We start from the raw sequence: 24,626 nt of genomic DNA, 5'->3' as shown, positions 1-24,626 counted from the left end.
GGGGGATGATTCAGGGATGAAGCATCTTCAACTTTCATTCGTATTCGGGTTCTGCGCTCTGGCCTCCTGCGCGCAGGTCCCGGCCCCCGTGCCGACACCCGCCGACGATACCTGTGGCGGGGCAGAGTTCGCGCCTCTTGTCGGGCAGCCATCGACCGCGCTGGAACGTCACCTGATCCTGCGGCAGGTGCGGGTGATCCGCCCCGGCGATGCAGTCACGATGGACTACCGCGCAGAGCGTCTGAATTTCGAAATCGACGCGACGGGCCAGATTTTCCGGATTTTCTGCGGCTGACGGCCCCGGGTGGGCCAAAAGGAACGCCCCCTGTGTTGGGGCACAGGGGGCGTTGAAACTTACGAAGAGAGGCCCAGCGTCGCGGGCTGGGTGGGGGCTGTACTGCCGCGCCGCCGGGCCGTCTCTTGCATGAGACCTTTCTCGTCCCCGAATCCGGCGGGGTCGTGGACCGTTGAAGACGAGTCCAAGGTCATTTTATGGCAAACTCAAGGCAGGCTTGATCTGGCGGGAAAATGGCGCAACTCTGACCCCATGACGTTCCAGTCCCCATTCCCGGGCGTTCAGCCGGAACAGGTGGCGTTCCACCGGACCGAACTTGCCGTCATTCTTGGGCTTTATGGGCGGATGGTCGCCGCTGGCGAATGGCGGGACTACGGGATTTCCTGCCTGCGGGACGTGGCGGTGTTTTCGGTGTTTCGGCGGACGGCAGAGAACCCGATGTACCGGATCGAGAAACGCCCACGCCTACGGATGCGGCAGGGGCAATACGCGGTGATCGGGGCCGAGGGGCAGGTGCTCAAGCGTGGCGATGATTTGAAGACGGTGCTGCGGGTGCTGGAACGCAAGCTGATCCGGGCGGTGACCTGAGACGGCAACAGAATCCATCCGATCAGCGCCAAGAGCCAGCCCAGCCGGGCGACCAGCTGTCCAGAAATCCACGGCGACTGAAAAGTGATGAAGGGTCCGTCTTTCAGATTTCTATATGGTCGCCAACGTTTGCCTTTTCCTTCCTCAAAAAGCAGTTAAACATTCGGAAAACGACTGCTGGAGACCTATTTTGCCGAAGGCTGAACTCAGCCACCTAGCCGTGGCCAAGAAGTTGGCGGACGACAGCGGTCGACATATTTCCGAGTGTATGGACGAGGCCGCAGAGATTATCATTCGCAGTCAACGCGAACCACAGCTTCCCAAGATCCGGGCGCTCTATCTAGCATTGGCTGGCATGTGTTCGGCTCTGGTCTTGAATTCCGTTTCCAGCATTCTGAATGTCGGCAGTATACTTCCCGATCCCGCCTCTCTTGGGCTGTTGGCATTGGTGCTTGTGGGCATGTTTTGGGTCACACCAGAGATTCCTCTGATGTCAAAGCTATGGACGCGCTGGAACACGCCCGCATTCATCGCGGCAATGGTAATTGTCCTATGCAGTAACCATCCCCTTGCGCGTGCCGTGAACGACATTGCCCTTGTGTTGTTTCTCGGCGTTGCGGTCGTGGCGGCCGTGAACGGGTCAAGACACCCCGATCGGGCATTGGAAAAGCGCCCGTACACAACGAAATTCCTGTTTCACGAACTTTCTGCCGAAGATCAGGGCCGCATCTTTTTCCTGGCCCCCTGGCTGACCCCTTTCGGTCTCGGTTCCGGCAAACGGCGCTAAGGTGGTTTGGCGCACCCCCTAGAACGAATAGTCCTGGGACGCGCTTCAATATCAGAAGAGCGGACGAAACGGTCATTCATTAGCCCGGGCCGAATAGCACCGAAGGTGCCGGCCCATCGCCATCCCGGGTCTGGCGATGAGCCTCCTGCCAAACGTCGAACTTGGGCCCAAACCAGCAGTTCTCCCAGACGATTTCCACATGTCGCGCCCACACCTGACAGGACCACATGCCACGGCATTGATCACCGGGGGGCGTCAGCTTGCCCGAACCGCCTCTCGGCCCTGATCGCGCGGGGTGATTTTCCGAACCGGTCCAAAACCGCACGCGAGAAGCTTGACGCAGACTCGAACCCGCAGTGGAGGGCAACGTCCGTGATCGCGAGTTGCGAGTTCACCAAAAGCTGATGGGCCTGCTCCAACCGGCAATTGCGATAATAGGCTGCCGGGGTAACCCCGTAGGCCGCGACACACAGGCGACGCATCTGCTTGGATGACAGATCAAGGCTCTGACTGATCGTCGCGATGGGCAAGGGGTTGGGCAGATTGGACACCATCATCTGATGCATCCGCAAAAGCCGGGGATCGGCCGTGGTTTCGCTGCGTTGCGGGGTATCCCCGCGCCGGGGGCGGCCGTGGATCATCCCGTCGGCCACGACATTCGCCAACTGCGGGTCGATATCCCGTTCGATCCAGGCCAGCATGGCATCGCCTGTCGCCGTGCCGCCGGCGGCGGTCAGCCGTTGGCCGTCAAGGCAGTAGATCTGGTCGGTCACCTCGATATCGGGCCAGCGGTCGCGGAACGCGGCGGTCGCCTCGAAATGCAGGACGGCGCGTCGGCCATCCAGCAGCCCGAGTTCCGCGAGGATCACCGTCCCGGTATCGACGGCCCCGATCACCACCGCCTCTCGCGCGGCGCGCGCGACAAAGGCCCGGACACGCGGTGTCAGGAAGGCAAGCGGGTGATATCCGGCGCAGAGCACGATCAGATCGGCGCGGGATGGCCCGACCCAATCCAGACAGTCCGGCGCGACAAGGGCGCCGTTCGAGGCCTGAACAGGCGCATTCGTCGCCGACCGCGTGGACCATTGAAAGAGGTCCTTTCCCGCGCATTTGTTCGCCAGCCGCAAGGTTTCCGTCGCCAGCACATAGGCCAGCATCTGGAATTCCGGGAACAGGACGAAGGAGACCTTTGGCATGAGGGCATTTTCCGCACAGTTTTGGGTGGTTCAAGGAAAATTACGGGGCAGGGCGGGCGTAACATCCCCGTTGGACCACTTGGAGATTCCGCATGAACATCATGACACCCACCCCCACCGGTCAGCGCCCCGCCAATTGCAGCGACGCGGAATGGGAGGCCCGCTGTGAACTGGCCGCCATCTACAACGCGCTGGTCAAATATCGTCTGACCGACATCACCAACCAATGGCACGCGATCCGCGTTCCGGGTGAGGATGCGCTTTTGACCCATCACTACGGATGGATGCATGAAGAAGTGACCGCGTCCAACCTGATCAAGGTCGGGTTTGACCGAACCAACCACAACCCGGAGAACGGGGAACCGAACCCCTCTGCCACTGAGATCGGCAAGCTGTTCTTCGAGGCGGACCCGACGATGAATTGCATCATGCATGTTCACACCAAGGCGATTATGGGGGTTTCGGCGCAGAAGGACGGGCTGCAACCACTGAGTCAGGCCTATCTGATGATCGGCGGGGGCGAGGTGATCGGCTACACCGACTATGAATTCGAGTGCACCGACGATTTCCTGTCCGGTCTTCTGAAGGCCGGGCTGGGCCGCAAGGCGATTATCGAAGCCTGGCACGGGGCCTTTGTGTTTGGCGCGACCGCGGGCGAAACCTTTTTTCGGTCGTTCTACCTTGATCAGGCCTGCGCGGTGCAGCTCGAGGTGCAGAAGTCTGCAGCAGGTGGTGCCGTCATCCGCGAGATCCCGGTAACCGAAATCCGCCGCCATCTGGCGGATATGAATTCCAGCGACTGGTACGGATACGAGGGCGAGTTGGAATGGCTTGCCATTCGCCGCCGACTGGACGTCGAGGCGCCGCACTACCGGGCCTGAGATCCGGTCTCGCTGACCGCGCCCCAACAGGCGCGGTCAGGTCAGATACATATACATGGCCACCAGAAGAACCTGCACCAGAAGCCCCCATTGCAGCATTTGGAAATGCGTGTTCTGCCCGCCTTCGTGCCCGAACCAGTAGCAGAAATAGTTGCCCGCCACGAGGAACCCGGCCCATGTGGCCAGAAACAGAGTCGAAGCAACCAGGCCGATTTCCAGCGCGGTTGTCGGGGACCCCACACCGAAGGCAGCAGCAAGGCAGACCCCCGTCGCGATCCACAGACCCAGCATCGCCGCCAGTTCCCAGGCGACGATCGCCCGAAAGACCAGTTTCAGGACAGTGGGGTTGGTCAGCCGCCTGTGCGCCACGTGCACATAGGCCTCGGGGTATTCCTCGCGCATGAGTTCCATATCCATTACCTGCGCGGTGTAGGTTTCATTCAGGAAAGGGTGGAACAGGTTCTCAAGCGCGCCGATGGTCAGCCACGCCGCCATGAAGCCAAGATTAACGGCGGCGACCACAAATAGAAGAGTGTCAAACATTTCGATACCGGGCTGGTGCCCGCCCGGACCGATCCGGGCGGGCGGTTTACATCAGGCTTCCCAGTACATGTACTGGGGGTAGAGTTCGTTCGAGATGTGGATCTCCGCCCCTTTCAGGTTGCTCTTGCTGTGGTTGTAGAGCGCGCGCCAATAGGGCTGAATGATCACCGCCTCATCCACCATGATCTGTTCCAGCCGGGCCATCAGGCCGCGCCGCGCCTCGACATCCGGCGTCGCAAGCGCCTGTTGTACGAGCGCGTCGAACTCCGGGTTATCAAAGCCGGTTTCATTCCACGACCCGGCGCCAACATAGGCAAGCGCATAGGTCTGGATGCCAAGAGGCCGGTGGTTCCAGTTGGTGATCGAGAAGGGATAGCTTGCCCATTCGTTCCAGAAGGTCGACGACGGGTAGACCGTGCGCTTGACGGTGATCCCGGCATCGCGCAGCTGACCGGCGATCGCCTCGCCCGTCGCCCGCCAGAACCCGCCGTCCAGCGAGATCAGCTCGAACTCGTAGTCGCGCATCCCGGCCTCGTCCAAGAGCGCCAGTGCCGCATCGACATCACGAGCCGGCGCGCCGATGTCGGCGTATTCTGGGTGTTTCGGGGAGACGTGGTGGTTTTCCGCCACGCTGCCGTAGCCGTTATAGGCAAGTTCCAGGATCGTCGCATTGTCCACGGCGAGGGCTAGCGCGCGGCGCACGCGCACGTCGGCATAGGGCGTTTGACCATCCACGACCGCCTTTTGATGGCAGCGCGCCAGAACCGTGGCCGCCGTATCGACGGCATGCCGGGTCCAGCCGTCCAGACTGTCGAACGCGACGATGAAATCGCCTTCGGTGTCATAGGTCACGTCGAATTCATCGGCCTCGGCCCCGGCGAAATGCGAGCTGGGATCAGCCCCGAAGTCAATGAATTCAACCCGGTCCATGAAGGCGCCATTGCCGGCATTCCACCAGCTGTGGCCTTCGTTCCGGACCAGCGCCGCGCGTCCTCCGACTTCGTAGAATTCAGGAAGATAGGGTCCGGTGCCGACCGGATTGGTCAACATGGTATCCTCGTGGAAGCTGGAATGGACGATCGCGGCGGGATAGTCTGCAAGCCCGGCGATCAGCGAAATGTCTGGCTGCGGCAGGTTCAGCCGGACGGTGTGACTGTCGACGACCTCGACCGCGCCATCCATCAACTTGCCGGTGTCTGGATCGACGATGACCGCGAATTTCGAAGCCATGGAATTGCCTTCCACGGTGCTGTCGCAGAACCGCTCGATGTTGAATGCAACGTCTTGCGCGGTGAACGGGTCGCCGTTGTTCCAGGTCACGCCCTTGCGAAGGTTGAGGGTATAGAGGGTGGCGTCGGCGTTGATGTCCCAGCTTTCCAGCAGGATGGGGGTGATGGTGCCGTCCGAATTGTATTGCACGAGGTATTCAAGCCATCCGCGTGTAAAGGTGGCGAGGCTGTTGAAGTCGAATTTGCGGGGATCGCGCATGGTGACGATCTGCTGCTGAATCCGGACGGTGCCGCCCATTTGCGCATGGCCAGCGGCCCGCGCCGGGGCCGCCATGCCAAGCATCGCGTAGGCGGTTGCCGCGGTTGCACCGAAGGAACAGGCGGTTGCCAGGAATTCTCTTCGGCTCATCGCATCATCCGGCACGGACTTCGCCGATTTCTGGATCGCTTCTGGAAGCGGTTTTCCGGTACTTGTCTTGAAAAGCATGATTTGTCCTCTCTGTTGGGTCGTGAGGTGGACCGCCCGGGGGTGGGGTGGGCAGCCGCCGGGGCTGCCCGTGACGTGCACGGCCGCAAAAGGGCCCAGTCGGCCGAGCACGGAAAAGGCTCAGGCCGGCATGCGCACCCGGTCGACTCCGTCTTCTTCGGTGACAGAGCAGCAGATGCTGGACAGGGTGCGGGGCTGTTCGTAAGGCCAGGGCGTGCCGCGGTGCAGAACCGCCCGTTGATCCCACAGCAGCACGTCGCCCACGTCCCATTTGTGCGAATAAACAAAGGCGGGCTGGGTGCAATACTCGGTCAGTTCGTCGATCAGGGCCTGACTTTCGGCATCGTCATACCCGTCGACCTTGTAGGCATGGGACGCGATATAGAGCGCTTCACGCCCGTTGATCGGGTTTTCCCAGATCGAATTCCACCGGGTCGCGGGCCATTTGTTGAAGATGGGAAGCTCTCCCAACTCGGGCGAGATCCGGCGCCGGGAATGGCTGAAATGATGCCAGATCCCGCGGCCCCGAATCCGGATTTTCAGCGACTCCGGCATCATCGCCCAGGCCGCCCGCGTCGAGGCCAGCTCGGTCGCGCCGCCCTCGGTCGTGACAACGCGTCCGATCAGGATATTCACCAGCGAGGGGACGGGTAGGAAGGTGCTGTCCGAATGCCACAGAAAATTGGATTTCAGGTTCAGTGTCTTGAGATCCATTTCGCCGAAAGTGGTGCCATCGTCGCCCACGTTCGACACTTTGGGGATGCTGAAGGTCTCGCCCGGCTTGCGTTCGTCGGCCTGACGGTCCTCGATCGGGCCGAAAAGCCGTGCGAGGGAAATGTGGTCCTCGTCCGAAAAATCCTGTTTGCGGAACAGCAGCGCCGAGTGTTCCTCGAACAGGGCCCTGATCTGCGGAAACAGATGGTCGGCGGTAACATCTGCAAGCCGGATGCCGGTCACTTCGACCCCGAAATGGGGATTGAGCGGAGTTGTGTTGATAGTCATTGGATCAGTCCTTGGCCTTTGCTTCGATTTCAGTTGCAGAGAGATGGCGCACCATCTCCCAGGCCCGTGACTTGCCGGGGTTCAGCAGTCCCTTGGGGTCCATTCGTTTCTTCCACGCGAGGTGGCGGTAATCGGCGTTCTTCACGCCGCCCCCTTCGATGTGGAAGGTATGTGCGTCCCAGACGGTGAACCCGTGGTCCGCATAGATGCTGTCGATTTCTCGCAGCCGGTCTTCGCCCCGGAACCAGATGATCGGCAGATCGGCAACGATCAGCCGGCCATCCACCCGGGCGAATTCGTGATGGTGCCAGACGTCATCCCCGATGGCCTGTTCGACCGCGATAACCGCATCGACATCTGCGGGATCGGGGACCCCAAGTTGCTGGTAGGTCGCCGAACGATCCGCCTTGAGCACCTGAAGCGTTGTGTGGTTGTAGGCAAATTCGAAGACATGCGGGATGCCCTTCGCCACGCGATCCTCCTCGGTCAGCGCAAGGTCAAGATGCCCGCCCTGCGCCGCTACGAGGTCGGTGAAGGCGGCAAGGTCCTCTCGGGGCACCAGCGTGACCACAAGGTGTTTGCCTTCGCGGATATGTCCGGCCAGCCGGGGAAAATAGCCCGCGATCCGCGCATCCACGACCGAACAGAGCTTGCGCGCGATCCGGTCGCTGGTCGCCAGCGCGTAGCCCGCGAGATAGGCGTCGCAGTAGCTGTCAAAGCTGGCCATGCAGCCGATCCAGTCGCGGGTCGGGACGGTTCGCAGCGTGACCTCGGTAATTGCGCCGTTCAGACCCCAGGCGTGGTGGATATGAAGAGCGTCCGCGGCGTCGAAGACATGTTCGTGCGGCGTTTCTTCGACCGAAAGGGCCTTGAGCTGGATGATATTGCCCTTTTCCCGAAGCGCCCCGTTCGCGATGGACCCGATACCGGCGCTGCCCCCGGCGACGAAGCCGCCGATGGTTGCAATGTCCTGGGTCGACGGGAACATTGCCATTTCCCATCCGTGGGGTTTCAGCGCCGCATTTATATCGGCCATCAGCGCCCCGGCTTCGACCCGAACGAACCCTTCACCGATTTCGAGAATGCGTTTCATCCCCGTCGTTTCGATGATCAGCCCGCCTTGCAGTGGGACCGATTGCCCGTAATTGCCGGTGCCACCGCCCCGCAGGACAACGGGCAAGTCATTCGCATAGGCGACAGCAAGGCAATGGGCGAGTTCGTCCGAGGTTTCCGGGCAGGCGACAAGATCGCCAAAGCATTTCTTCAGCTTTTCGTTCAGGATTGGGGAATACCAGAAGAAATCGCGCGACCGTTTCTTGATCAGAACCGGTTCGTCGATGACCCTGACCGGGGCCAGTTGGACGGCGATCGCCTGCCAGTCGATTTCGGGTTTTGCAATGGTCATTCAAAGGCTCCTGCGGTTTCCGACAGGCGGCAGGGGACAGCCCCGCTGAACAGCTCGGATGTGTCGGTGGCGTCGATGCACAGAAGGTCCTGTGCGCGGGCGCCGACCACGCTTTGAACCGGCAGGCCGAGTGCCCGTTCTGCATGTGTAGTGATCAGCGGAAGGTGGTCGCCCAGCGGCGGATCCAGATGGGCCGCAAGCACGGCGAGGCCGAGGACATAAAGCGGGTCATGCCGCCCGATGGGGCAGAAGGCATCGCGCACATTGTCCGCACCAACGACAACCGTGACCCCGGCCGCGCGAAGTTCCTTCAGCCGCGTGACCCCACGCCGGTCCGGCGTGCCGCCGTTGCGGCCCTGAAGGTAAAGGTTGGTTTGCGGCAACATTGCCACCGCGATTTCTGCCCGGCGCAATTTGTCCGCAATCCGGGCAACGTCCGATGGATCGCGATTTGCCAGTGCGCAGGCGTGCCCACACAGAACCGGCCCTTCGAAGCCAGTGGCAAGGGCGGCATCCGCCACCCGCTCGAGCCCGTCGAGGCCCGGGGCAAGCCCTTCATCGACATGGAAGTCGAGCGCCAATCCCAGCCGGTCGGCCTCGCGGAAGGCATTTGAAAGACCCGCGTCCCGTTCGTTCTGATCGAACACGAACGCGCCAAGCACGCCGCCATCCCGGGCGACCCGATCCGCGCAGCGCCGGGCATAGGCCGCATCGGCCATGCGGTCGATGCCCGTCAGCGCGGCGCGCTGCACGACCATCCCCGACGCCTCACCAAGCTCGGCCAGAAGGTCCCAGGCGGGTGGCGGTGCATCGCCCGAGGGGTCGTCGGGCCAGTCCACATGGGTCCTGACCGCGCCACATCCTGCGGCCGCCAGTTCGTCAAGGCCCCGCTTTGCCCGGTCCCGAACATCCTCGACGCCCCAGTTTCGCTTGTCCGCCCTTTGCGCGTCGATCGCCGCGGCAAGGTCCCCACCGACATCGTTCATCCGAAAGACGCTGTGACATTTGTCGAGGTGGACGTGGGGCTCTGTGAGACGCGGCAGGACAATTCGGTGGGCCGGTTGCGTGGACGGGGCAAGACCCGCAACACGCCCGTCCCGCAGGACCAGATCCCCTGCCAGACAGTCGCCACGGACCTCTCCGCCAAATCGGGCGGGATCAGCGATCAGGCTTCGGGGAATCTGAACCCCCGTGATCCGCGCGTCCTGTCGAATCGCCCGGTTCATCGCGTCTGCCCCCGATGATCGAAGCCCGCGAATTCCGCAAGGAAGGACGCAAAGTTGCGGGCGGCGCTGTCCAGAAGGAGCCGCCCCTTTTCAACCGTCGCGGCAGAGGCGTCGCCGCAGGCCCCGTCGGGATGCATGTCCTGGGCTAGCCAGCCGGGGGTGGCGGCGGCACCCGCCAATCCAATGTGCGGAAAACCGGCCTTCCAGTCCACGAAGGCGGGCCGAAAATCCTGCGCCCGGGACATATCGACAAGATCCGGACGAAGCGCCAGCATGGCCGAGGTTTCGCAGTCGCCCGCATGGATGTCGGCGGCATAGGTCTCGGGGTCATAAAGCGTGCGCCAATCCGCGAAGGCGCCCCAGGAACTGCAGACAACGATCAGGTCGTGCCGAAGCCGAAGATCCCTTGCCGCAACCTGAAGCAGGGCGCTGTTGCCGCCATGACCGTTGAACAGCACCAACCGTTCCACGCCCGCCCGGGCCACACTGGCCCCGATTTCGCGGACGACCGAGAGCAGCGTTTCCGCGCTGAGCGTCAACGTCCCGGCAAAGCCAATGTGTTCTTCGCTTTTCGTCACGGTCAGGGCAGGCAGGACCAGAACGGATTGACCGGGTTCAAGGTGGTCAAGCATCCGGTCGGCCACCGCGCCGATCAGGTCGCTGTCGACACTGAGCGGCAGGTGCGGGCCATGCTGTTCCGTGGCGCCAAGCGGCAGCACCGCAACGGTATCGGCGGGCAACCCGTCGAAATCCGGTGCACGAAGATCTGCCCAATACCCCTGAACCGTCATGCCGCGTCTCCGAAGAACCGTCCGAGAAACCCATGAAACCAATCGGCCTGCGCGGCATCGTGCAGCGCGGCCAGCCGATCCTGTTCCGCGCGGGGCTGAACGCCATTGCGCCCATAGGCATTGGTTTTCTGAACTTGCCAGCGCCGGAACCCGTCACGGGTCACCTCGGCGTGGAACTGCAACCCATAGGTCTTGTCCCCATAGCGAAACGCCTGATTTTCATAGGTGTCGCCCGAGGCCAGCCGAACCGCCCCGGCAGGCAGGTCGAAGGTGTGAAAATGGGCCTGACAGGCGACGATCTCTTTCGTCAGGAAGTCGCCGGACTGTGATGTGGGGCGGATGGGGTAATATCCGAATTCGAAGACCTCCGGATCTCGCGGGCCGGCCCATGCGCCGAGGTGGTGGGCAATCATCTGCGCGCCCTGACAGATCCCCAGAACCTTGATGCCTGCGGCCATGCAGGCCTCGATCCAGCGGTATTCCTCTTTCAAGAACGCGTGCGTGTCCGCGTCGAAGGCATTGTAGGGCCCGCCATAGATCACCGTGGCGGCGACATCGTCGGTCGGCTGCCCCAAGATTTCACCCAGATACGGCCGCCGTGGCTCGACGGCATAGCCAGCCCCGGAAAGCCAGGTCGTGATACGATCGTCCAGGGGTTCATCCCCATGGCGCACAGAAACAACACGCATTCCCGTTTCCCCCCGAAAGGTTTGGTCGCGTGGCCCTGAGATAAATCTGTGCCAGAGATGTATTTTCAGGGTTCCAGAAGTTTCTGAAACTGGCAAGAGTTTTGTTTAGACGGAAAATAGGTAGGAAAATGATAGGCTTAAATCCAGACACCCTGCGCGCACCCTTCGGTGCCTATTCGCACGGCACCGTCATTCCGGCAGGCCACAGGCTGCTGCGGACCTCGGGCCAACTGGCCATTCGACCAAATGATTCGATCCCGGAATCGGCCTTCGATCAGGCGGTCCTTTGCTTTGAATCGATCACCGCAATTCTTGCCGAAGGGGGCATGGGTCCGGCCGATGTCGCCCATATCTCGGCCTATGTGACCGACAGGGCCTTCATGTCCGACTACATGCGCGCAAGGGATGCGTTCGTGGGACGGGCGGATCGTCTGCCAAGCTCGACGCTTCTGATCGTGTCGGGCTTTACCCGGCCGGAGTTCAAGGTCGAGGTAGAGGTTCTGGCCGCCGCCGCCGAATGAGGCCCAAAGACGGATCGGGGCGCATTTCCCGACCCGCTGGCGTTCGGTCCGGGCTCGTTTCCGAACGGCGTCGTGAGATCCCAAAATCAATTGGCGATTCGCGGTTCCGGGCCATGGGAATTGCTTGAACCCTAAGGGAACCACGGTAAGATCGGGAGGCATCCTTTTGGCACTCGGTCTGGCCGGGTGGGGACGCCTTGATCAGACAACTTGGCTTTACCCGCATTGCCTTGTAACGGATTGATATGAAGAGGAAAAAATATTGTCCCAAAGCGCGAAAAACATCCTTTTCATAATGTATGATCAACTCAGGTTCGACTACCTGAGCTGCGCGGGTCACCCCCATCTTCACACACCCAATTTTGACCGGCTTGCGGCGCTTGGCGTGCGGTTCACCCGGGCCTATGTGCAATCCCCGGTTTGCGGTGCCAGCCGGATGAGCACCTATACCGGACGCTACATGTCCAGCCATGGGGCGCAGTGGAACAACTTTCCGCTGAAGGTCGGGGAAATGACCCTTGGCGATCATCTGCGCCCGCTGGGAATGGAAACCTGGCTGATCGGCAAGACTCATATGAAAGCCGATTTCAAAGGCATGGACCGGCTGGGTATTTCGCGCGACGGGGTGATCGGCGCGCGGGTGGCCGAATGCGGTTTCGACATCTGGGTCAGGGATGACGGCCTGCATGCCGAAGGGCCGGATGGGCCATATGATACCGCGCGATCCCCCTATAACGAATATCTTCGCCAGAAAGGCTATGCGGCCGAAAACCCTTGGCATGACAATGCGAATGCAGGCGTGGACGATGACGGAAACGTCGCCAGCGGTTTCCTCATGGCCAATGCGGTGCGACCCGCCAACGTGGCGACAGAGGACAGCGAGACGCCCTGGCTGACCGATCGCACGATCGACTTTATCGAGGCGCGGGACGGGGCACCGTGGTGTGCGCATGTGTCATTCATCAAACCGCACTGGCCCTATATCGTGCCCGCGCCCTATAACGACATGTTCGGACCGCAGCACGTTTTGCCCGCCAACCGAAGTGACGCGGAAAAGGCGGACCCGCACCCGGTTTTCGCAGGCTTCATGGACGGCAAGATCGGCCGGACCTTCCAGCGCGACGACGTGCGCGAGGCCGTGATCCCCGCCTATATGGGGCTGATAAAACAGTGCGATGACGAATTGGGACGGTTGCTGGACTACCTTGGGGAAAAGGGCCTGATGGACGACACGATGATCGTCCTGACCTCTGACCACGGGGACTATCTTGGCGATCACTGGATGGGGGAAAAGGACCTGTTCCACGATGCGTCGGTCAAGGTGCCCATGATCATCTACGATCCGTCGCCCGAGGCCGATAAGACGCGCGGGACGACCTGCGACGCACTGGTCGAACAGATCGACCTTGCGCCGACATTCGTCGAGGTTGCGGGCGGGCCCGTGCCGGATCACATCCTGGAGGGGCGATCGCTTTTGCCGCTTCTGCATGGGGAACGTCCGGCGTGGCGCAAGGCCGCGATCAGCGAATACGACTGGTCCCTGTCCGAAGCCGCAAAGCGGATGGGGCTGGCCCCGCGCGAATGCCGGTTGTTCATGGTCGCCACCGAGCGGTGGAAGTTCATGCATGCCGAGGGCGGGTTCCGGCCCATGTTGTTCGACCTCGAAACCGATCCGCAAGAGCTGGTCGATCTGGGCGCCAGCCCGGATCATGCCGGGGTGATCGACGAGATGTACGATCTTCTGTTCACCTGGGCGCGGCGGATGTCGCAGCGCACGACGGTGTCAGAGCCTGAGATCCTTGCCCGGCGGCAGGGCGGGTCTGCGCGACGGGGCATCCTGCTCGGCGTCTTTGATGAAAACGATGTCGCGGACGAAATGCTTGTGAAATATCGCGGTCCGGCCAAACCCATTCCCGCGAGGGGTTAGGGCGGGTCGCGGGCTAGGCCGCATCAAGCGCACGGAGTGCGCTTGCGTAACTGACAGCCGGGTTTGTCACATCGAAGTGGACGGCCGTCATTCCTGCGGCTTCGGCACCGCGAATGTTCTTCAACTGGTCATCGACAAAGACGCAGTCGCCCGGCGCCACCCCCAGCGCGTCGGTCACCAAACCGTAGGCGCGCGGATCGGGCTTGAGGATGCCGGTATAGGTGGCGTCGACGATGGCGTCGAAGTCTTTCAGGAACGGCAGCTTTTCGCGGAAGTCGGCCCCGTAGAACAGGTCCAGTTCATTCGACAGGATGGCAAGCTTTCGACCGGCGTTCCGCGCTTTTTCGATCGCCGCCAAAGCCTCGGGCCGGATGACGGCGGCGGGATCCGCACCGCGCACACGCCCGACGAATTGCGCAAACTCGGTCCAGTCTTCGCCCACCAATGCGCCGGTGTCCCGCATCCGCAAGGTCCAGTAGTCGCGTTCCGTCATCTCGCCCGCCTGCATGGCCCGCCAGGGGGCATCCTGATCGGGGTCGAAGGGACCGCGCCAGGTCAATGTTCCGGGGGCAAGACCAAGGGCGCGTTCGGACAGATCGTGGGTTTCGAAAAGGGTGCGCGAAATCACCCCGCCGAAATCGAGCACAAGGGCTGCCGCCATGGTCAGACGACCCCTTGCAGGAGGCCAGTGTCGACCCAACCGTCGAACAGGTCCAAGGCTGCTTGGGCAAAGGCCGGGTCGTTTATGTGGGCCTCGAGTTCGACAAGGGTGACATTGTCCGGGCAATGGGCGCGGATCTCGTCAACGAAGGCCTGCAGACCCTCGGGATCGGACAGGGGGCCGCCAGCGCGGTCCCATTCATTGCCGCCGTGCATCGGCAGAAGCAACGCGGTCGGCCCCTTGGCCCGCGAGAGTTTTTCGCAGATGGCGCGGGCCATCTCGCGGCGTTGATCGGCAGTCATCAGGACAGAGGACAGAAGCCGGTTATGGGCGTGCACATCCTGTCCTCGCAGCCGGGCAGGGGTGTCTTGCCAACCCACGAAATCGACAAGGTCGTAACAGCCGATCGAGACGATCTGTGGCGTTCCCGATGCGCCTGCGTTGGTCATCCGGTCGGCGCCCGCACTGATCGACGACCCCATCAGGTGATTGCCGACTTCCTGCGGGGCGAAATCCAGAACCGCAGCAAAGGCGCCTTCGGCCACAAGGCTTTCGAATGCCCGCCCGCCCATGCCGGTGGCGTGAAACACCGCGACCTCGAAGCCGCGCCGTTCCAGTTCCGGCTTCAGGGTGACCATGTAGCGCAGCACCGTCTTTCCGAAAGAGGTCATGCCGATCAGCGGACGGTCCCGCTTGGGCCGTTCTACCGCGCGGGCCGCGCCCAGAACGGCACCCGCGGCCTGACTGAGCGAGGCCTTGCAGATCGAATTCAGGCCGAAAAGTCCGCCCGCCCAAAGGATCATCTGCACGTCCGCCGCGAGCCGGTCTGGCGGGATCAGCGGGGAAAAGGACACGGTCGAAACGATATATTTCGGGACGCCAAGCGGCAGGGCAGCGCAGACATCAAGCGCAAGGTCGGTGCCCATGGTGCCCCCCAGTACGAGCACCCCGTCGATGCGCCCCTCGCGGTGCAGGCGGGCGGTCAGCAGAGCCGCCCCCTTTGCCATGATCTGCATGGCAAGGTTCTCGTCGCCGCCGTCGATGGCCTCTTGGATCGAATGCCCGCCTTCCTCGGCGACCTAATGCTTGGACAGGTCCGTCGGAACCGAAGGATCGCCCAGCACGCTGACATCCATGGTCAGGACGCCGCCGCCCTGCGCGCGGATGACCTGCGCGATATAGGTTAGTTCGTCGTCCTTGGTATCGTAGGTCCCGACGACAAGGATGGTGCGATCCGTCATAGTTTGATCCAGGCCGTCTTGAGGTCGAGATACTTGTCGAAAGCGTGCAGCGACTTGTCGTGCCCATTCCCGGACTGCTTGACCCCGCCCAAGGGCACGGTGACGTCCGGGCCGCCATAGGTGTTGACGTGAACAACGCCGGCTTTGATCGCGCGGATCATGCGGTGGGCACGGCCCAGATCGGCTGTCCAGACCCCGGCGGCAAGGCCGTAGTCGGTGCTATTTGCAATCGCGATGGCTTCCTCCTCGGTGTCGAAGGGGATGACGCCGAGAACGGGCCCAAAGACTTCTTCCCGGACGATGCGGTCCTCGGGCGTCAGGCCCGTCACGATGGTCGGGGCCATGTAGTAGCCGCCCGTTTCTTCTAGAATGCGGTGCCCGCCGGTCCGGATGTCCCGCCCCAGGGCGCGGGCCTCTTCGACGAACCCCAGATCCTGCTCCAGCTGGCGCAGGGAGTTGACCGCGCCTGCCGTCGTGGACGGGTCCAGCGGGTCGCCCACCTTCATGGTTTCGGTAAATGCGGCGAGGTCCTCGACGAACCGGTCATGGATCGACCGCTCTACCAACAGGCGCGACCCCGCCACGCAGACCTGCCCGGAATTGCGAAAGATCGCGCTGGCCGTGACCTTGACCGCCTCGGCCATGTTCGGGGCATCGGCGAAGACGATGTTCGGGGATTTGCCCCCAAGTTCAAGAAACACGCGCTTGAGGTTCGAGCGGGCTGAGTACTCCATCAGGCGCCGCCCGACCGGACCCGACCCGGTGAACACAAGCACATCAATGTCCATCGACAGGCCCATCGCCTCACCGACCACGGTGCCTTTTCCGGTGACGACGTTCAGAACGCCCGGTGGCATCCCGGCCTCCAGCGCCAGTTCTGCAATCCGCACGAGGGTAAGCGAGGCGGTTTCGGCCGGTTTCAAAACAACGGAATTGCCCGCGGCGAGGGCCGGGGCCAGCTTCCATGCGCCGATCATCAGAGGGAAGTTCCACGGCACGATTGCGCCGACGACACCGACAGGTTCACGGTGGACCAGCCCGAGGATGGCCGGATCGGTCGGCGCAATCTCGCCGTAGATCTTGTCGATTGCCTCGGCATAATAGCGGATCGTGGCGATGGCCGATCCGGGTTCGGCGTTGATCGCCATGCCGATTTCGGTTCCGTTGTTGCGGGTGCCCAGAACGGCGAGTTCGGTTTTCTCGGCCTCGATAAGATCCGCCCATTTCAACATGACCGCCTTGCGGCGCGCCGGGGGAAGGGACGACCAGCGTCCGTCGTCAAAGGCACGGCGGGCGGCGGCGATCGCCGCTTCGGTATCTTCCTTGGTTCCGCGCGCCATCGTCGTCAGGACCCGGCCGTCCAGCGGTGACAGGACATCCATCGTCCCGCCATCCGACGCGGCGCGCCGTTCCCCGTCGATGATGTGCAGGGCGGGCGGGACAGCGCTGTTGCGCAGCGCCTCGATCCGGGTCTGGTCAAGCATCTTGATTATCCTTGTTGGCTGTCGTGCATGTCATGATCGTGCGCCGACTCTGGTTCGGTCAGCTTGCGTTCCCGCAGCACGCCCCAGAAATGCAGCACGATCAGAAAGAGGATGGCCGCGGCGAGGATCGCAGAGATCGGCCGGTCGACGAAATCCAGCGGTGTCTTCACGCGTGCCATGGCAGAGCGCAGTTTGACCTCCATGATGCCGCCGAGCACCATCCCGAGGATGACCGGAACAATCGGCAGGTTCTGCCGTTTGAGCACCAGCCCAAGGATACCAAAGACGGCGGCCAGCATGCAGTCGGTCAGCGAGTTCCGCAGCGAGTAGACCCCGACGAAGCTGAGCGTGAGAATGGCCATGCCGAGGAACCGGGTCGGGATCTGGATGATCTTCATGATCAGGTTCGAGGACAGCCCGACGAACACCACGACGATCACGTTCAGCAGGATCATCGCGATGAACAGCGCATAGATGAAATCCATGTTGTTCTGGAACAGCGCGGGCCCCGGCACGACATTGTGCACGTAGAACACCGAGAGCATCATCGCGGTCAACGCTTCGCCCGGAATGCCGAGGGCAAGCAGCGGGATCATCGCCGCGGCCGGGACGGCATTGTTGGACGCCTCGGACGCGATCAGGCCTTCCTCGCTGCCCTTGCCGAACTGGTCCGGGGTCTTCGAGGTCCGTTGGGCATAGGTATAGGACAGGAATTGGGCCGTGAATTCGCCGACGCCGGGGATCATCCCCATGAGCACCCCGAACCCCGAAGAGGCAGAGGCAACACGCTTGTGTCTGAAAACGCCCGCCATCGCCTTGAACATATTACCTTCGACCCGTTGGTCGCCCGGCGCATGATCGGGTTCCGAAAGCAGGACAAAGGCCTGGCTGAGCGCGAAAAGCCCGAGGACGACGACAATCAGGTTCACGCCCGACGACAGGAATTCGAACCCGTAGGTGAACCGCTGCGTGAACTTGACCGGCTCCAGCCCAACGGTGCCAAGGAAAATGCCGAAGGCGGCCAATGACCCCGCCGCGAAGGTCTGGCCGCGATGGGCGACGATGACCAGCACGATGCCTAGAAGCGCCGCAAGGAATATCTCTCGGCTGCCGAACATGGGCGCGATCTTGGCAAGGACGGGGGACAGAGCGATCAGCGCGATGATCGAGGCGATCCCGCCAAAGAACGACGCGCCATAGGCCAGCCCGAGCGCCTTGAGCGCCTCGCCCCGCTTGGTCATCGGGTGCCCGTCATAGGTGGTCAGCGCGTTGACCGCGGTGCCGGGGGTATTAATGAGAATGGCCGGAAGCGACCCGCCATACATCGACGACCCGTAGATGCCCAACAGCATCGTCAGACCAATGATCGGCTCGAAGGCGAAGGTGGCGGGCAGCAGGATGGCGATGGCCACCGCCGCACCGACACCGGGGATCGCGCCGATGATCACGCCACCGATCGAACCGATCAGCAGGGCGATGGCGACTTCTGGTGTAAAGACCAGTTGCAGTCCGGAAAGAAAGGCGTCCATCTGGCGTTCCCCTTAGAGGTACAGAATGAAGAAGGTGCGCAGTGATCCGGCTGGCAGCAGGTCGTAGATGGCGCCGGCGGGGATCTTGACCTGAAGGAACCCTTTGAAAAGCGCCACAACCGCGACGGCGAAGACGGCCGACGCCAGGATCGGCCGAGGGCCGCGATAGCCCAGCCGAAGGGTCAGGGCGATGCAGAACAGAAGGGTGCAGGGCAGGTATCCAAGGCGCGGCACCAGCAGCGCGTAGACCAGGAACCAAATCGCGTATTCGATGGATTTGACCCAGTGCAGGACCTCTTCCATCCGGCCCGGAAGCCTCTCGGACACCAAAGCGCCGATGACATGGAGACCCGAGAAAAGAACCATGAATCCGACCGCCACCGTGGGCCAGAATGAAGGTTGGGCAAAAAGCGCAGTGCGTTCTACCCAGGTCGTTTGAAAGGGCAGGCTGACGGCAAGAAACAGCGCGAAGGCAAGCGAAAGGACAGCGATCGCAAAGTCGCCCGGACGCCGGTAACGGCGGAACAGATCCTGAAGTGTCTTAATGCGCGCCATGAAATGACCCCCTGAATGAACTGGACCCCGCGGCAGGTGCCGCGGGGTCCGGAAGCTTACTGGCCGTTCCGTTCGGCGATGGTGGCCATGGTCGCCATGTCGCTTTCGATCTGCGCGGCCGATGCCTCGGCGTCCTTCCAGTAGATCAGTGCGCCGGTCTGCGCGGACAGTTCGCGCGCCGAGTCGGAATTCATGACGCGTTCGGCCACATCGGCGATCTTCTCGCGCACATCTGCGGGCGTGTCCTTGTGAACGAACAGGCCGTTCCACAGCGCGACATCCAGGTCCGGCGCAACCTCTCCGATGGCGCGGGTGTCGGGAATCAGCGAAATGCGCTCACCGGTGATCGACACGAGAACGTTGACCTGATCGAGGCAGGGCAGGATCAGCTGCAGCGTGGTGTTGATCACGTCCGCATCGCCAGACGCAAGCGTGTTGCAGTCCAGCGCGTCGAAGGCGGCTTCGGAACCGTAGTCAAACCCCAGTTCGGCAGCGAGAGCGAAGGTTGCCTGGGTCGGAACCAGAGGCGACCCGAAATGGCCGAGCGCCACATCGTTGTCCTGTGCGTAGGCGGCAAGCTCTTCCATTGACCCATACGGCGCGTCAGCCGAGGTGGCGATGACGAAGGGGTAGGTGAGGAAAAGCCCAACCGGTTCGAACGGATTCGGGTTCAGCACCGGGATACCGGTTTGCGGACCGACCAGCGGAACACCCGTCACGAAGGAGCCGATCGTATAGCCATCGGGGGCCGCCTGCGCGACCTCGGCAGCGCCGGGGAAGGGGCCGCCGCCGCCACCGGGCTTGTTCACCACTGCCGCGGGCACGCCATAGGTGGCCTGGAACTCGTCAGCGATCATCCGGGTCAGCACATCCTCAAGGTCACCCGGGGGCCACGGCACGACGAATTCGACCGGCTTCTCGGGGTATTCAGCGAGCGCCGCCATCGGCAGCGCGGTTGCGGCAATGGCGGCCAGCGCCAGAAATTTCTTCATCTCTTCTCTCCCTGTTCGGTTCATTATTTGAACCAGCGGTAACATAATTCTTGCCTACTTTTGAATTCTCTGTCAATCATTGTCTCACCGGGTAACGCGCAATGAGCGCCTCACACAAAAGCAGGTCTGATGGGAACGATCACTAAAGCTCTGGAAATGTTGAACTTCTTTTCAAGGAGTCGTTCACATATCGGGCTAAGCGAATTCGTGAAGCTGACCGGGCGCGACAAGGCAACTGTGCACCGTCACCTTGTTGAACTGGAGGAAAACGGCTTTCTCGAACAGGATTCCGTGTCGCGCGCCTATCGGCTCGGGCCGGCGATTCTGCGCCTGACCGGGGTGCGCGAGGCGGCTATTCCGGTCCGCACGGTGGTGCGGCCAATCGTGCGCGCGCTGGCCGAGGACGTTGGCGAATTGGCCCATGTCTCGCTTTTGCAGGGGCGCATGTTGTCACCGGTCTTTCATTTCGATCCGTTCGAACACGGCACGCAGGTCCATTTCGACGAGGCCGAGATGTTGCCGCTGCATGCCACGTCCTCGGGGATCGCGCTCCTGGCGTTTGGCGCGGAAGGGCTGCGCAATGCGGTTCTGTCTGGTGCGCTGACGGAATTCACCCCCGATACGCCGACCGATTCGGAACGGCTGAAACAAGCGATCGAGGACGCGCGCCGCGCCGGATACAGTCGCCTGGACCGCGCTTTCGATCGTGAGGTCAGTTCCCAGGGGGCGCCGATCTTTGACGCAGGCGGCATTGCAATCGGAGCGGTTTCGGTTGCCGTGCCTGCCGTGCGCGCCACGCCCGAGAAGCTGGAAACGATCAAAGGCAAGCTGCTCGCCGCCGCGGCGAAACTCACCGAATCCCTCGGGGGACGCCCGTCCCCCGCCCATCCGTCCGAACCCACCACCGGCACCGCGTCCGCGTGACGCCGCGCCGATCTCAGAATGAGGCCGACATGAAAGACTCTAACTTCCTGAAAGAAATGAACGCGCGCAGCCTCTGGCACCCGATGGCGCACCCCGCTGACAGCATGGCCAACCCGCCGGACATCATCGTCGGTGCGGAAGGCGTTGAAATCATCGACGTGGACGGCCACCGTATGGTCGATGCGGTCGGCGGGCTGTGGAATGTCAACCTGGGCTATTCCTGCGCCCCGGTAAAAGAGGCGATCTCGGCGCAACTCGACCGGCTGCCATATTACTCGATCTTCCGAGGCACCTCGAATGACAACGTCATCGAGCTGTCCGAGATGCTTGCGGAATTCTTTGCCCCGGACGGGCTGACCCGCGCCTTCTACACGTCGGGCGGATCCGACAGTGTCGAAGTCGCCCTCCGGTTGGCGCGCCAGTATCACAAGATCCGCGGTGAGGGCGGACGCGTCAAATACCTGAGCCTGAAGAAGGGCTATCACGGCACTCATACGCTGGGCGCGTCGGTGAATGGCAACGCGAATTTCCGCACCCAGTATGAGCCGATGATGCCCGGCTGCTATCACATCCCGGCACCCTATACCTATCGCAACCCTTTCAATGAAACCGACCCGGAGCGTCTGGCCCAGCTGTGCCTTGCCGCGCTTGAGGACGAGATCAGGTTCCAGGGGGCCGAAACCATCGCCGCCTTCATCATGGAGCCGATTCTGGGGGCCGGCGGGGTTATTCCGCCGCACGAAAGCTTCATGCCCGGCGTGCGGGAGATCTGCACGAAATACGGGATCCTGCTGATCGCGGATGAGGTGATCACGGCCTTCGGGCGCACCGGAAGCTGGTCGGGATCGCGCCATTGGGGTGTGCAGCCGGACCTGATGTGCACCGCCAAGGCGATCACCAATGGCTATTTCCCCTTTGGTGCCGTGATGATCGCGGGCCAGGTTGCCGAGGTGTTCGAAAAGGATACCACGGGCAAGGGCGCAATCGGGTCGGGTTACACCTATTCCGGCCATCCTGTCGGGGCGGCCGCGGCCATCGCCTGCCTGAAGGAAACCGACCGGCTGCAGGTCAAGGACAATGCCGCCGCGCGGGGTGCGCAGCTTTGGCAGGGTCTTCAGGACCTGAAATCGCGCTTCGATCTGATCGGCGACGTTCGGGGCGGCCATGGCCTGATGTGCGCAATGGAACTGGTGTCCGACCGGGCCAGCAAGGCACCCGCCGGCCCCAATGTGACCTCGGTCGTGCATCGCACCGCCTATGAACAGGGCGCAATGATCCGGGTGTCGGGCAACAACATCATCCTGTCGCCGCCGCTGGTCATCGCAGAGGCCGAAATCGACAAGATCCTGTCGGCGCTTGCGGCGGGTTTTGCCGCGGCGGGTTGATCGGCGCACGCCAATGGGAGCTGCTGCTTGGCTTCCTTCGTTTCGGCTGCAACAATATGGCAGCCGAAACACACGAAAGAGGACACGATGAAACTCGAGACATTCTTTCCCTATCGGCTGGCCGTCGCGGCCGAAGCGTTTTCCCGCAACCTGACCGATGTCTATGGGCGGGAATTCGGGCTGACGCGCGAGGAATGGCGCCTTTTGTTCCTCCTTGCCGACGAGGAGGAAGTCACTTCGCTGGAATTGGCGCGTCGGACGACCTTGGACAAGGTGCAGGTCAGCCGCGCCTCGCTCCGGCTCGAGGAAAAGGGTCTGATCACCCGCAGTGTCTCGGACACCGACCGGCGCCTGCGCATCTATCGCTGCACAGAGAAGGGCAGCAGCCTGTTCGAAGCGGCGCTTGCCAAGGTCGAGGAGCGGGCGCGGCTGATCCTTGACGCGATGCCCGCCGCGGACCGGGATGCGCTGTCACGCGGGCTTGATGCGCTTGTCGCGGCGGTGGGAACCGTCCACGAACGTCTGGACGGGGACGATCCGGTCTGAACCTATTGGTCCAATGGCGGCCGCGGGGCCGCAAGCGGATCGTCGTCAAGCACCTTGTGGAGCTTCTCGACCACCGAAAGAAACTGGTCCATTTCCTGGGGCGACACCGTCTGGACCAGATTTGACTCGAAGGCGAGCGCGTCGGGCACAATCGCTGCAAGCGTCTTGCGCCCCTTGTCGGTCAGGGAGATCACGATCAGCCGCTGATCTTCCTTCCCGCCCTCCTTGCGCAGAAGCCCCTCGGCTTCGAGGCGGGATACCGCGCGACTGACACGCGGCTTGTCGAGATTGGCGAAAGTATGGATTTCGCGGATCGACACCTCTTCGCTACGGGCCAAGTGAACAAGCACGCGCCATTCTGCGACAGACAACCCATGATCCTTGCCATACTCCAGCGACAGCCGCCTGCTGACCCGTTCCGACAGAAGGGCAAGGCGGTAGGGCAGGTACTCGGACAAGTTGAATGTCGCGTAATCCATGGCGGCTCCAAGTCGTTTCAAATGTAACGACATTGACTTTCGTTTCTTTTGAAACGATAACCAGATTCGTAGCGGGCGCAAGTGACCCGGCCAGATGGGGGGATCCCCAACACCACGGCCGCGCCCACAGGAGGAGATATCGCATCACTCTGTCGCCGTCTCGCGACGAAACCCCGCCCGGCGACCCTTATTCGATATACAGACAGCAACCCAAAGGGAGGAGAAACCATGGGCCTGAAATTTCCCAAGATTGCGAACGCGTTTGCAGGAATTGCGATCGGTGTCGGGGCATTTGCCTCGGCCGCTATCGCCGAAACCGAACTGGTGATGTCCAGTTGGCTGCCCCCGCGCCACCCGATCGTCGTCGGAGCCATGAAGCCATGGGCCGAGCAGATCGAAGAGGTGACCGAGGGCCGCGTGACCGTACGTGTTCTGACGTCGCCACTCGGGGCGCCGCCCGCACATTTCGACATGGCCGCGGAAGGTGTGGCCGACATCACCTATGGTCTGCATTCCTTCACCACCGACGACCGGTTCCAGCGTTCGCGCATCGGCCAGTTTTCGTTCCTTGGCGATGATGCCGTCTCTGGGTCCAAGGCCTTCTGGAATGTCTATGCCAATGACCTTGATGCGCAGGCCGAACACGAGGGCGTCAAGCTGCTGGGCCTTTTCGTCCATGGCCCCGGCGTTCTTCACAACAACGTCCGGCGGATTGAAACCGTCGACGATATCGCCGGTCTGAAGATCCGCGTGCCGGGCGGTTACATCGCCGATCTGATGGCCGATCTGGGCGCGACGACGCTGTTCATGTCGTCGGGCGAAGTCTACGAAAAACTGTCGCGTGGCGTGATTGACGGCGTGACCTTCACCTACGAGGCCTTGACCGCCTTCAACCTGACCGACGACCTGCAATATTCCATGCGGGTGCCGGGCGGCATCTATAACACCACCTGGTTTGTCGTCATGAACGACGACAAGTGGAACGAGATTTCCGCCGAGGATCAGGCCGCGATCGAAGCGATCTCGGGCGAGGCCTTTGCGGAGTTGGTTGGCGCGGCCTGGAACGCCGCGGACGAAGCGGCCATCGAAGAGATTCAGGCAGAGGGGATCGAGATCTACGACGCCCCGGCGCCGGTTCTCGAAGCGATCAAGCAGGCCGCCGCGGCCTATGAACAGGCGTGGATCGATGCCATCGCCGCAGACGGTTATGACGGTGCCGCCGCGCTTGGGGCGTTCCGCGCGCAAACCGGCGTGGCCTACTGA

24 protein-coding genes and 1 pseudogene are annotated in these 24,626 nt (G+C 62.2%); 10 read left to right on the top strand and 15 right to left on the bottom strand.

Going from position 1 to position 24,626, the window contains the following annotated elements; translation table 11 throughout:
- Positions 1-16 precede the first annotated feature (16 nt).
- From EU803_RS13950 to EU803_RS13940, 3 genes are all read left to right on the top strand, one after another.
- The gene (locus EU803_RS13950) at positions 17-295 is read left to right on the top strand and encodes an I78 family peptidase inhibitor (RefSeq protein ID WP_129683889.1); all 279 of its coding nucleotides are present in this window, start codon (positions 17-19) and stop codon (positions 293-295) included.
- 252 nt (positions 296-547) lie between these two features.
- The gene (locus EU803_RS13945; protein ID WP_129683887.1) at positions 548-883 is read left to right on the top strand and encodes a DUF2794 domain-containing protein; all 336 of its coding nucleotides are present in this window, start codon (positions 548-550) and stop codon (positions 881-883) included.
- Between the two features lie 115 nt (positions 884-998).
- Entirely contained in the window at positions 999-1,670 is a 672-nt protein-coding gene (locus tag EU803_RS13940) for a hypothetical protein (RefSeq protein WP_129683885.1), read from the top strand.
- A 242-nt stretch (positions 1,671-1,912) separates the two neighbouring features.
- Here EU803_RS13940 and EU803_RS13935 read toward each other — a convergent pair whose 3' ends face one another.
- Positions 1,913-2,866, bottom strand: a complete 954-nt coding sequence (locus tag EU803_RS13935; RefSeq protein WP_129683883.1) for a GlxA family transcriptional regulator — start codon at positions 2,864-2,866, stop codon at positions 1,913-1,915.
- A gap of 92 nt (positions 2,867-2,958) precedes the next feature.
- Here EU803_RS13935 and EU803_RS13930 point away from each other — a divergent pair, with 92 nt between their 5' ends.
- The gene (locus EU803_RS13930; RefSeq protein WP_129683881.1) at positions 2,959-3,747 is read left to right on the top strand and encodes a class II aldolase/adducin family protein; all 789 of its coding nucleotides are present in this window, start codon (positions 2,959-2,961) and stop codon (positions 3,745-3,747) included.
- 36 nt (positions 3,748-3,783) lie between these two features.
- Here the strand turns inward: EU803_RS13930 and EU803_RS13925 are convergent, their stop codons facing one another.
- The 7 genes from EU803_RS13925 to EU803_RS13895 form a co-directional block, all read right to left on the bottom strand.
- Positions 3,784-4,290: a DUF2165 family protein gene (locus tag EU803_RS13925; RefSeq protein ID WP_129683879.1), complete on the bottom strand. Its 507-nt coding sequence runs from the start codon at positions 4,288-4,290 to the stop codon at positions 3,784-3,786.
- 51 nt (positions 4,291-4,341) lie between these two features.
- Entirely contained in the window at positions 4,342-6,006 is a 1,665-nt protein-coding gene (locus EU803_RS13920) for an ABC transporter substrate-binding protein (RefSeq protein WP_129683877.1), read from the bottom strand.
- Between the two features lie 120 nt (positions 6,007-6,126).
- Positions 6,127-7,008: a TauD/TfdA family dioxygenase gene (locus EU803_RS13915; protein WP_129683875.1), complete on the bottom strand. Its 882-nt coding sequence runs from the start codon at positions 7,006-7,008 to the stop codon at positions 6,127-6,129.
- A gap of 4 nt (positions 7,009-7,012) precedes the next feature.
- Positions 7,013-8,413: an FAD-binding oxidoreductase gene (locus tag EU803_RS13910; RefSeq protein ID WP_129683873.1), complete on the bottom strand. Its 1,401-nt coding sequence runs from the start codon at positions 8,411-8,413 to the stop codon at positions 7,013-7,015.
- Positions 8,410-9,639, bottom strand: coding sequence for an amidohydrolase family protein (locus EU803_RS13905; protein ID WP_129683871.1), 1,230 nt, complete (start codon positions 9,637-9,639; stop codon positions 8,410-8,412). Before EU803_RS13905 ends, EU803_RS13910 begins: the two co-directional genes overlap by 4 nt.
- Positions 9,636-10,430 carry a creatininase family protein gene (locus EU803_RS13900; protein ID WP_129683869.1) on the bottom strand — a complete coding sequence of 265 codons (795 nt, stop codon included), beginning with the start codon at positions 10,428-10,430 and terminating at the stop codon, positions 9,636-9,638. The genes EU803_RS13905 and EU803_RS13900 overlap by 4 nt, the downstream gene beginning before the upstream one ends.
- The gene (locus tag EU803_RS13895; RefSeq protein ID WP_129683867.1) at positions 10,427-11,119 is read right to left on the bottom strand and encodes a glutamine amidotransferase; all 693 of its coding nucleotides are present in this window, start codon (positions 11,117-11,119) and stop codon (positions 10,427-10,429) included. The genes EU803_RS13900 and EU803_RS13895 overlap by 4 nt, the downstream gene beginning before the upstream one ends.
- Positions 11,120-11,247: 128 nt before the next feature.
- On the opposite strand from EU803_RS13895, the gene EU803_RS13890 reads away from it, so the two are divergent.
- Both EU803_RS13890 and EU803_RS13885 read left to right on the top strand, forming a co-directional pair.
- Complete coding sequence (locus EU803_RS13890; RefSeq protein ID WP_129683865.1) at positions 11,248-11,640, top strand: RidA family protein; 393 nt, start codon at positions 11,248-11,250, stop codon at positions 11,638-11,640.
- A gap of 262 nt (positions 11,641-11,902) precedes the next feature.
- Positions 11,903-13,567, top strand: coding sequence for a sulfatase-like hydrolase/transferase (locus EU803_RS13885; RefSeq protein WP_129683863.1), 1,665 nt, complete (start codon positions 11,903-11,905; stop codon positions 13,565-13,567).
- 13 nt (positions 13,568-13,580) lie between these two features.
- Here the strand turns inward: EU803_RS13885 and EU803_RS13880 are convergent, their stop codons facing one another.
- The 6 genes and pseudogenes from EU803_RS13880 to EU803_RS13855 form a co-directional block, all read right to left on the bottom strand.
- Entirely contained in the window at positions 13,581-14,228 is a 648-nt protein-coding gene (locus EU803_RS13880) for an HAD-IA family hydrolase (protein ID WP_129683861.1), read from the bottom strand.
- 2 nt (positions 14,229-14,230) lie between these two features.
- Positions 14,231-15,469: pseudogene (locus EU803_RS13875) on the bottom strand (Tm-1-like ATP-binding domain-containing protein).
- Positions 15,466-16,953 carry an aldehyde dehydrogenase gene (locus EU803_RS13870; protein ID WP_129683859.1) on the bottom strand — a complete coding sequence of 496 codons (1,488 nt, stop codon included), beginning with the start codon at positions 16,951-16,953 and terminating at the stop codon, positions 15,466-15,468. The pseudogene EU803_RS13875 and the gene EU803_RS13870 overlap by 4 nt, the downstream one beginning before the upstream one ends.
- A gap of 5 nt (positions 16,954-16,958) precedes the next feature.
- Entirely contained in the window at positions 16,959-18,482 is a 1,524-nt protein-coding gene (locus EU803_RS13865) for a tripartite tricarboxylate transporter permease (RefSeq protein WP_129683857.1), read from the bottom strand.
- 12 nt (positions 18,483-18,494) lie between these two features.
- A complete protein-coding gene (locus EU803_RS13860; RefSeq protein ID WP_129683855.1) occupies positions 18,495-19,037 on the bottom strand; it encodes a tripartite tricarboxylate transporter TctB family protein in 543 nt (180 codons plus the stop codon).
- 56 nt (positions 19,038-19,093) lie between these two features.
- Entirely contained in the window at positions 19,094-20,029 is a 936-nt protein-coding gene (locus tag EU803_RS13855) for a tripartite tricarboxylate transporter substrate binding protein (RefSeq protein ID WP_242494376.1), read from the bottom strand.
- A 129-nt stretch (positions 20,030-20,158) separates the two neighbouring features.
- Here EU803_RS13855 and EU803_RS13850 point away from each other — a divergent pair, with 129 nt between their 5' ends.
- The 3 genes from EU803_RS13850 to EU803_RS13840 all read left to right on the top strand — a co-directional run bounded on the left by EU803_RS13850 (position 20,159) and on the right by EU803_RS13840 (position 22,884).
- The gene (locus tag EU803_RS13850; protein ID WP_129683853.1) at positions 20,159-20,953 is read left to right on the top strand and encodes an IclR family transcriptional regulator; all 795 of its coding nucleotides are present in this window, start codon (positions 20,159-20,161) and stop codon (positions 20,951-20,953) included.
- 29 nt (positions 20,954-20,982) lie between these two features.
- Positions 20,983-22,338: an aminotransferase class III-fold pyridoxal phosphate-dependent enzyme gene (locus EU803_RS13845; protein WP_129683851.1), complete on the top strand. Its 1,356-nt coding sequence runs from the start codon at positions 20,983-20,985 to the stop codon at positions 22,336-22,338.
- 87 nt (positions 22,339-22,425) lie between these two features.
- Positions 22,426-22,884, top strand: coding sequence for a MarR family transcriptional regulator (locus tag EU803_RS13840; RefSeq protein WP_129683849.1), 459 nt, complete (start codon positions 22,426-22,428; stop codon positions 22,882-22,884).
- Between the two features lie 2 nt (positions 22,885-22,886).
- Here EU803_RS13840 and EU803_RS13835 read toward each other — a convergent pair whose 3' ends face one another.
- Positions 22,887-23,363, bottom strand: a complete 477-nt coding sequence (locus EU803_RS13835) for a MarR family winged helix-turn-helix transcriptional regulator (RefSeq protein WP_129683847.1) — start codon at positions 23,361-23,363, stop codon at positions 22,887-22,889.
- A gap of 228 nt (positions 23,364-23,591) precedes the next feature.
- Here EU803_RS13835 and EU803_RS13830 point away from each other — a divergent pair, with 228 nt between their 5' ends.
- Positions 23,592-24,626 (top strand): TRAP transporter substrate-binding protein, encoded by a 1,035-nt coding sequence (locus EU803_RS13830; protein ID WP_129683845.1) that lies wholly within the window; start codon positions 23,592-23,594, stop codon positions 24,624-24,626.

The sequence above is a fragment of the Loktanella sp. IMCC34160 genome, from assembly GCF_004145845.1.
In the GTDB taxonomy this organism is placed as follows: Bacteria; Pseudomonadota; Alphaproteobacteria; order Rhodobacterales; family Rhodobacteraceae; genus SELP01.
This window is presented reverse-complemented; position numbering and strand designations above follow the sequence as displayed.